This is a genomic window from Holdemanella sp. DFI.5.55, from assembly GCF_020593575.1.
In the GTDB taxonomy this organism is placed as follows: domain Bacteria; phylum Bacillota_I; class Bacilli_A; order Erysipelotrichales; family Erysipelotrichaceae; genus Holdemanella; species Holdemanella hominis.
This window is the reverse complement of sequence record NZ_JAJDMK010000077.1, coordinates 1-10,074: the sequence shown is the minus strand read 5'-3', so window position 1 is coordinate 10,074 and position 10,074 is coordinate 1. Positions and strand designations below refer to the sequence as shown.

Here is a 10,074-nt window from a genome sequence, read left to right as displayed (position 1 = left end):
AAGGATATCATTATCAAAACGGTTGGAACAAGTGCAGCAGCCTCAACGGCTGGAGTAGTTGTCACAAAGACAGGAGCATCCAAATCAGGACTTGCAAAATGGTGGGCTAGTAAAACAGCGAGTGTAAAAGCAGGAGTATGTGCTGGAACAGTAGCAGTAACTGGTGCAGTTGGATATGCAGCAGTTGACTATAATAGTAACTATAAACAGGTAGAGAGAGCTATTGAAAAACTTGATGATTTACATTCTTATGAAATTTACGAATATACTATGGGTCCTACTATTGAAAATGACGAATATGTAGGTAATTATGAATTAAATGATCGTTTGTATGTAGAGAATACAGATTCACCAGATGTTTATAGTGTAATTTATTATGCAAATCCTGAAGCAGGTGTCGAACAAAACTTGTTTGAAAAATTTGATGGTAAAAAAATGGCATCATGTTATTCAGATGCGAATAGTTTTGATGAATTGGATCCAAATTTAATTTCAGACTATAAGGAACCGGTGATTGGTGAGGATGGAAAGCCAACTAGTGATGCTCCTTCTGTAGGTTTATGGAGATTAAAATTTGAAACTATAGTTAAATATGATACTTATAATGAAAACTACTTTAGCTTATATAATACTTATTATAAAAGTTTATATGGCAAAGATAATATACAAACAAATTTGAAAAAGAAATATCGAGAGATAGCTCAAGAATGTTTAAACAATGCAAAAGTAACAGAAAAAAATGGAGAAAAAACATTCTCTTATCAAACATATGATTTATCAATTGATGATGAAGGCAATATTCAAGAACACAAAGATATTACTTTCAATCTTACTGTTACAATCGATAAGGATGGATATTTAAAAAAATATACAGATCATAGTCATATAGATTTTGAGTATAAAAATGAAATAACTATAGCTAATATGCAAAAGAAATAGGGACTAGTTTTGATTTAAGATGTAATCAGATGATTGCATCTTTATTTTCATAAATAAAAGAAGTAGGGTTACAAGGTGTTAGAGGAGAAATATGGAAAAGGACTTAATTAATAGAGCAAGAAAAAAGGATGCTCAAGCCATTAGCGAGATTGTTCAAAAAACACAGCGTAAGGCAATTTATTTTGCGTATAAGGTTGTTAATGATGAAGCATTGGCTAAGGATATAGTTTTACAATCTTATATATTGGCTTTTCAGAATTTAGATCAATTGATGGATGATGGAATGTTTGAACATTGGTTTGGTCGAAAGGTTTCAGAACAGTTATTGAATCAAATTGAATATGAAAAGAATTCATCTTTAAATTCTAGTTTCTATGTAGATGAAGAAGATCGAATTGAATTTGATGCCAATGTTCGAAATGATAAAATGCCGTTTAAGTTTGAATCATTTATGAATGTTCAAAAGATTCAAGATACTACACAAAGCGTTTTAAATCTCTTAACGGAAAAACAACGTTTGATGTTAATGATGTATTATTTTGAAAATATGAGTATTTTTGAAATTGCTGATATTTTTGGTGTAAGTGAGAATGCTGTAAAAGATAATTTGGCTTATGCCAGAAAGAAAATAATGAATACTTTAAGCGATACAAATGTTAGATCTATGTCATTTTTAAGTTGGTTTTTAAATGATCAAATGTCAAAAATGATTTCATGTCATGTGCCTGTGGATACAATTGTTGAAGCAATAAGATGTATGCCTCAACAAGTAGGAATATACGACAATATGTCTGGTATCCTTGGTTGGTGGCTTCGAAAAACAGCGATTTCTAAAGCTTTGATTGTTGTTCTTTCAACGACTCTAATGTTCTTTATATTGGGTGCGTTAAGTGGTAGCAACTATAATACAATTGTAAAGGCTACAGAAAAGTTGGATACTCTTGAATCGTTTCATATAAAAGGTGTGATTAGTTATCCTGATAATTATTTTGAATATGATGTTTACATCAAAAATACGGATAATAAGGACGAATACTACTCGATTGCTACATCTACGGTTCCTGAGGAAGCTGGTTATTATTATGTTTTCCATTATAAAGATGATCAATGCCAAAAGTATACAACAACTACACCAGTTGACTTCAATTCAATTGATGAAAGTCAATTTGGAGAATATTTAACTCCATCTTTTAATAGTAGCGATATAGAAGATTGTTATATACTTTCCGCCAAATCATATTATCGAGAGAAGGCTATGTTTAAACCTGATACTTATAATGCTGCTTGCTTGAGAGCTGCGGGAAGACTAGAACATAATGATGAAAATTTTCGAATTGAAGCTCTAGATAAAGTTCGCATTTTAGATAAGGAAAATATTAATGAAGCTAACTTTGAAAAAGATGGAGATGTAAAAAGAATAAAGTATAATCTTGCATTATGGAAAACAGACAATTCAAATGAAATAATTACACAACAGAAATCAGACTCAAGTAGCACTATCGAGATTCGAGATGGGTATCTAACTCATCTTGAAGTAAACGAGCCAATTGATGATGGGAAAAAATACTATGGTAGTTATTTAAAAATGGATTTTATAGACTTTGTTGAATAGATACAGAAATGTATCTATTTTTTTATGCTAACGAAAAACACTCATTTTATTTGTATTAGAAGAAAAAAATAAAATTTATTGATCATAGATATAACCATACTTACTTCTTCTTCGTCTTAATAGTGTAAGACAAAACAGAAGGAGAAATTTTATATGAACAGAAGTAAAGTTATGTTTTCAGGTTTAGTGTTTTCAGTTGTATTTGGATTGATGTATTGGTATAAGGATTTATTGGTGAATAAAGAAATTACCATCATGGATCAGTCGCTTATTAATCATTTTGATTTGAAACTATGTTTAACGGTTGCAGTATTGAGTATGTTACTTATTGTAGTTCTTCTTTATAGCAAGGAAGTAGATCCTGATCAATATAGATTTGAATATATTCGTAGTACTTTAAGTCAGGTAGAGTTAATTCGTATTGATGGTTTGGATGAAGAGGGTAAGCGTATTGCGTATGAGAAGCATTTTAATGAGTTTTCTTATAAACAAATATTGGAGTGTAGAAATTATGTGAATGAAAATAAGCCAAAGACAAATCATCGTTTAAAGTTAGGCTTGATTAGTTTGATTTCAATGGCTTTGGTTTTTGAATTATATCCTACGTATTCAGCTTATAAGACTGCTCAGAATGAATATAATGAAATGTTAAGACTTCAAGAAGAGGCTTATAACCAGATTGTCGAGGATGAATATATCACTTTGGATGGTTTACCAACAATTCATGTGATTCCTGGTAATTCTTTAAAAATTGGTGATGTAAAGAAGTATATGGATTTGTTTGTTCGAACACAGCCGGATGTTATATTGAGTAATTGTCGCATGATCAATATTTGTGAGCCAAAGAATTTTATGAATATCGCAATAGCTGATGGAGTGGATGTAACAGCTGGTGGACAAGGAACTGCATATGCATATGCTTCATCGGATGATTTTTCAATAACATTACAGATTGATGTAGATGAGGATTATGGTCAAAAAAGTGCAGTGAGTCATGAGTTAAGTCATATATTTGATTTTGCGCGCGGATCTGGATATGGAGATTATGGTATTTCAAATGGCGCACAATTACAGAGTTTATATCAAAATTATACAGATTGTGTTGGGACATATGGAGCTACGGATCCAGCGGAGTTTTTTGCCGAAGCAGGTGCTATGTATGTGAATGATCCTGAAAATTTGAAATCTGTTTGTATGGATTTATATAACTTTATGGATAGTCTTTATCATTTATATTAAAAAAATTGAATTGTATATAACCAATTACGGAGTTGTTTCGTCTTATAGAGTGAGGAGGCAGAAATATGAGTTAGAAAAATATAGTTGTCGAGTTGAGATTGATTTAGAAAGAAAGAAGGTATAGAAATGAAAAATAGGAAACAAACATTAACAAGTTTAGCAGCTGCTAGTATGGTTTTGACACAGGCTGGTCAAATGAGTGTATTTGCGAAAGAAGAGACTATGAAGGATTTATCAGATAAGGAAGAAGTTGTGGTTAAAAAAACACAGAAGGAATTATTAGAAGAACAGATCAAGAATACTTTGGATATGGTAAATGAGGCAAAAAAAGAGTTTGAGATGGCTCAAGAAACGTATGAAATTTATAATAAGAATGATTATGCTTTGGCTGTATCAAATAGAGAATTGGCTGAAAAAAATTATTTAAGTGCAAAGGATGATGCTCAAGAAGCGATTGTTTCGGCTTTAGAAAAACAGATTCAAGAATTAGAAGTGAATCAAGCGGCTTTAAAAGAGGCGAACACGAAAAAGAAGGATTTAGAATCAAAGCTTGAGGGTGCGAATAAGGAGTTGTTGCAGGCACAAAATGATTTAGTTTTAAAACAGAAGGAATATGAATCTTTATTGGCAAATACTTCACAAGAAGAGATTGAACAACGTATAAATGAGTTAAAGACTCAATTAGAGAGTGCAACAGTAGCTTATCAAGAGGCAACAAATAAAGTGACTGTGCTTTCAAATGCAAAAGAAGAGGTCGAGGTTAAAGTATTGGGGTTACAGTCTGCTCTAGAAAATGCAAAGGTTGAGTTCATGAAGGCCAAGAATGATGCTTTGAATGCTCAAAATGAATATGATGTTGCGAATGCGGATTATAATGAAAAGCTAGAAATTTATAATGGGGCTAGTGATCCAAAATTAAAGGAAGAATATGAAATGCAGGTTGTAGAAGCAGAGAATGCTTTGGGTGTTGCTCAAAATAATTTGCAGGTTGCGTTGAGTGTTCAACAAAGTAAAGAGGATGCTGTATTAAGTGCTGAGGCAAATGTTGCTGCGGTAGAAAATGAGATTCGTGATTTAGAGGTTCAGATTGGGGCAAAGGAAAATGAATTGTTGAATTTAAATGAATCCATAGTGAGTCTTGAAAAGGATTTAAATGTGGCTAAGGATCAATTGGCGAAGGCTGTAGAGGCTAAGCAAGGCATGGAAGAGGTTTTAAAAAATGTTCAAGTGGCTTTGGATGATGCGAAAAGGGATGTTGAAGAACAACAATTCAATGTAGATAAGGCTCAATTGGATGTGGATACACAACAAAAGATTGTGAATCAATTGCGTATGGATAAGGAGCAGGTGAGGCAAAAGATTGCGTTAGGTTCTAAGGGTTTCTTTGAAACGTATGGGTATACAAATGCATTAAAGGTATTGGAACAGAATAGTAAGTATACCAAGATTGGTGATGAAAATGATGCGACGAGTTTAGAAAACTTTAAAAAGGCAATTTCTATGGTTAGAACGGGAAATGCGTTACGTACTTCGGATGATAATTTTAAAGGGTTGGATCCTTTAAAGGTGAATGCTGAAATGTTTGCGGTTTCTCAGGTGCAGGTAAATCAAATGGCTAAGACAGAATATGGTCATACGAAATTGTATCGTGTGAGTGAAAATGCTGCCGTTGAATATGAAGATCCTTATGTTGGTTGGTATACAGAGGAGAAGGCTGTGTATGATTATCTTCAACAGAAGGGTTGGGATATAAATGATATTAGAGATTCTCAAGGAAATTATATTGATTTAGATAAGGCAAATGAAATTGTAGAGGCTTTGAATTTTCCAGATATTCGTTGGGTTCAGGTGGGACATTATACGAACATGTTAAATTCAAAATATAATGTAACTGGTACAGCGTGGATTGAGGGAAAAACTTCAAATGGATATAGTAGAAATTCAAATCAGGTGTTCTATCGTTTGGATTCTGCTAGTTTACTTACAATAGATGAGTTTGAATCACAGTTTAATGAATATTATGATTCATTAATGAATGCGGATGGTGCATATGAAGATGCGAATGTGGTTTTGAATGGGTTAAAGAATGAATTGTATGCGCAGAATGCTTTATTGACTGAGAAACAGAATAAGCAGAGTTCTATGGAAGTGAATAAGCAAGATGCAGAAAACAAAGTAGGAATGGCTCAAAATGAGGTAGATCGATTGTCTAAAGTTGTTCGTGATAAACAAAAGAATTTGGATGACTTGTGTATGGATGATGCATCATTGAATGTTGTAAATGAGTTGAATCGTTTAAAGGCTTTGAAATCCAATAAGGAGTCGTTAGACTTGGTTCATGCTCAACAAGAGGTCGAGAGTGTTAAACAAGAGAGGGCTGAAGCTGGTGTTGATGTAAATAATAAAGAAGCTTTAGTTAAGAATGCTCAGGTGGAATTGAACAAGAGAAATGGGATTTTAGAGGAAGTAAATAAAGGGTTAGAGACAGCGTATACTAATTTAGAGATTTCTAAGAATGTATTAAAAGAAAAGGAAAGTGCATTGGATGTTGCAAAAATACTTTTGAGTAAGAAGGAATCGAGTGTATTGTCAAAAGAGAATGAAGTGGGTTATGTAAGTGAGAGTTTAAAGGGTATTTCTAGGGATTTAGATGTAGCAGATGGGGTTGTTGAAAGTAAAAAAGCTGAGATGGATACTATAAACAATAATTATGAAGCTTCTTTATCTGTTAAAAATAGATTGAATAGTACTAGTGATTCAATTGTTGCGTTAAATACTAGAATTCAGGAATTGAAAAGAATGATTCCTGAAATGAGTAATAATATGGTGTCGAATGATTTAGTTGTGAAGAAGATGAATAATAGAGTTGCAGAATTAGAATCATTAAAATTAGAGATTGAAGAAGTTAAGTCTGAATTTGATTCTTTTGTGGCTGGACATTCAGTAGAATCTTATGCATTGCATAGTGATTTAGTGAAGTCTTTATGTGAAAAGATGGATGTGATGAAAGAGGCTTATAGAAGTTATGAAGAAGCTATAAAGGTTTTTGAAGAGGCGGATACATTAAATACAGAGAATGTAAAAGCATTGGATGTTGCAAGTCAGAAGTATGTTTTGGCTCAACTAGATTTAGAAAAGGCAAACAATAATTTGAGTGATTACTTAGAAAAAATGAAGAATGTTGAAGAAACAGAAGATAAGGAAAATGTAAATACAGGAGTACAAACAGCATTCGGATTATATGCATTAGGTGGTGTATTAGGCTTTGCAGGTGTAGCGTTGACTGGTAAACGTGCTCGTAAAGAGGATTGATTTTGTAAAGGTTATGTATCTTGGAAATCGGATTGGATATAGAGCTGATCTGCTTTCTTTGAATGGTAATTGAATTTCACGTTTGAAAAATTGTTATTAATTGATAAATGAGTTTGTGTTCATATGATGATTTATGGTTGGCTTTTCATGAAAACGCTTTAATTATAGTTGATGGAATGGTTTTATGGTTATAAAATCAAAATATATTAGGAGGGTTTTGAAGATGAATAAACTAACTAAACAGTTACTATCATTAGGGTTGAGTGCAGTAACTGTAGCTGGTATGGTTACACCAGTGTTGGCAGATGGTGAAGTTCCAACAACAGAACTAGAGGCAACGGAGGTTACAGATCAACCGACAGAGAATGTTCCTGGTAATGAGCTTGTAATGAAATCTATTACATTACAAATTACTAAGGACGGCAAAACATCATCAACTAGTTTGGACGTTGATGTAAATGCTACAGATGATTATGTTACCAGTTATATTGTGGCAAATTGTGTTCCAGAAGGATACGTAATTGATGGTAAGGGGGCTGCTAGTAGCTTATATAAAGTTTCCGATAATGAATGGCAAATGGTTTTGGTAAAAATGGAAGAGCAGAAGCCGGAAGTATCACAGGTTTATAATTTAGATATTGTTTATAAGTATGAAAACAGAACGGAACAAAAAACTTTTACTGTAGATGATGGAAGTGATGATGTTTATAGTTATATACAAAAGCATTTTATACCAGAAGGTTATTCTTCAGGTGTATGTTGGGAAAAAGATCCAACGACTAGAACATATGAAGTAGAAATTTGCAAATATCAACAAATAACTTATCAAGTATTTGTTGATGGTTTAGCTAATGGTGAGGTTTCGGATTATAACATGCCAGCAGTGTATACAAATAAACAGATTGAAGAATGTTTAGCGCGAAATGTGATGCCTGGATATGATTTTGTAAAAACTACGCAAAAGGGTAATCATTGGAATGTTTATTTTGAAACTCCAAAAAAAGATAATGAGAATTTTACTTTGATTATTAATAAAGATGGTAAAGAGACTGAATCAAAAATAACTATTTCTAAAGCTGATCAAATAGCATATGGAAATATTGAACAATATTTAGTTATAAATTATTTGCCGGATGGCTATCATATTGATTACGATCAATATGGGACTAAAGGAATATTTTCAATTGGCACGAATATGTTCAAAATGTATTTAGCAAAAAATGAAAATAGTTCTAAATCAAAAACATTCACCTTAGTGTTGACAAAGTTTGATGAAGAATATAATCCAAATACCACATTAGAAGGTGCAACTGTAGAATATCATACTTTTGAATTTGATAGTTCCATGGATGGAATTTTAGAATATATGACTAAAAAATATCTTCCTAAAGGATATATGTGGCAGATTGGTGCAACACCGGATACGGAAGTATTCAGATTTGCTGCATACAAATTGAATCAGGAGTATGGAGTGGCTTCAGCAAAAATTTATTCAGTCGAATTTTTAGATTCTGAGACAAATGAAAAAATCACTCCAAATACTCATACATTATTTTTGTATGGAGAAGATAGGAATAAAGTGAATGCTTCTGAATTAGGAGAGATTCCTAAGGGATACATACCTGTAAAAGATTCTTATAAAGTGGTTGAGGAAAATGGAAATTTAGTTGTAAGAGTATATTTGAAAAAGGGTGAATATCAAATTCCAGTTTCTGTTAAATTTTTTGAAGAACAAAATGGAAAATTAGTTTCAGTAAAGCCAACTACTCCATTTAAAAAATCTGCACAAGAGTTTGATTTAAATAAAAATGGTTCTATAGATCAAAATGAAATTCAAAAATATATTCCTGAAGGATATTGCTTTAATAATGGGTTCTATCCAAGAGACTTCACTTTTGGAGAATTTTATGTCTCATCTTTGAATTTGGAATATGTATTAGTTAGAAAATCATCCGTTGTAGAATCAGAAGAGTCTAAGAATATTGCTTCAATCCAAAATAAAGATGTTACAACAATCTTAACGGATAGCTTAACTAAGGATCAAAAGAAAAAGGTTGAGACTGCTCTTAATGATGGTAAGAAAGTGGATTTTAAACCTATTATACAGAATGGTGTAAATAAATCAGATGAAAAAAGTATTATTGGCCTATGTAGATGACAATAAATACAATGTAGTGAATGCGTTCGATATTGAGATTCAATTATATGTTGATGACAAAAATGAAGGTTTGATTACTCAAACAACTAAAGGATTGACATTTAGAGTTGCGATTCCTGAAAGTTTGAAAAAAGAAGGGCGTAAGTTCTACGTATTGCGTTTGCATGACGGAAAGATTGATAAGCTTGAAGTAAGTACTGAAGGTACATTTACTACGGATAAGTTCTCTTCATACATGTTAGTATATGAAGATGTTGCTACACCAACAACTTCTGAAACTAAACCTGAAGTAAAACCAAATACTGGAACTACTACAACTAAAACAGATACAAAGAAGGATAACACAGTTAAGAAAGATGTTAAGAAAAATAAGAAGGTGAATACAAGTACAAAGACTTCAAGTACATTGTTTACTGGATTATTAGGTGTTTCTATTGTTGGTTTAGGTGCAGTCGAAGTATTGCGTAGAAGAAATAAATAGTTTGAATTGAAAGTGGACAATAGAGTCTGCTTTCTTTTTTTGTATGATGTTTTATGGTGTGATATACTTTTACGGTAAGTAGAATATATAATTGCATAGTTAGCTTACTAGGAATATATCTGGTTAGTTTTATAAGGCTTAATTTTATATTCCTAACTTGATTATGGTAATTGAGTACATGTAATAAATGGAGGTTTTTAGAAATGGGTAAATATTTTGGAACAGATGGAGTTCGTGGTAAGGCAAATGAAGGATTAACTTTGGATATGTCTATCAAGATTGGACAATATTTAGGCTGGTATTATGGAAAAGAAAAACATGCGAAAATCTTGA

At 32.2% G+C, this 10,074-nt stretch carries 6 protein-coding genes and 1 pseudogene; all 7 read left to right on the top strand.

The features are described from left to right. The coding region (locus LJE08_RS11615; protein ID WP_227403308.1) for a hypothetical protein at positions 1-939 on the top strand (939 nt) is incomplete at its 5' end. 91 nt (positions 940-1,030) lie between these two features. Beyond that, positions 1,031-2,551 (top strand): RNA polymerase sigma factor, encoded by a 1,521-nt coding sequence (locus tag LJE08_RS11610; RefSeq protein ID WP_227403307.1) that lies wholly within the window; start codon positions 1,031-1,033, stop codon positions 2,549-2,551. A 153-nt stretch (positions 2,552-2,704) separates the two neighbouring features. Beyond that, the gene (locus LJE08_RS11605; protein ID WP_227403306.1) at positions 2,705-3,790 is read left to right on the top strand and encodes a zinc-dependent peptidase; all 1,086 of its coding nucleotides are present in this window, start codon (positions 2,705-2,707) and stop codon (positions 3,788-3,790) included. A gap of 1,527 nt (positions 3,791-5,317) precedes the next feature. Continuing rightward, a pseudogene (locus LJE08_RS15345) lies at positions 5,318-7,102 on the top strand (CAP domain-containing protein); the annotation flags it as partial. Between the two features lie 223 nt (positions 7,103-7,325). Further along, positions 7,326-9,260, top strand: a complete 1,935-nt coding sequence (locus tag LJE08_RS11595) for a hypothetical protein (RefSeq protein WP_227403304.1) — start codon at positions 7,326-7,328, stop codon at positions 9,258-9,260. Beyond that, positions 9,229-9,741 carry a hypothetical protein gene (locus tag LJE08_RS11590; protein WP_227403303.1) on the top strand — a complete coding sequence of 171 codons (513 nt, stop codon included), beginning with the start codon at positions 9,229-9,231 and terminating at the stop codon, positions 9,739-9,741. Before LJE08_RS11595 ends, LJE08_RS11590 begins: the two co-directional genes overlap by 32 nt. Positions 9,742-9,944: 203 nt before the next feature. Beyond that, the coding region (locus LJE08_RS11585; protein WP_227403309.1) for a hypothetical protein at positions 9,945-10,074 on the top strand (130 nt) is incomplete at its 3' end.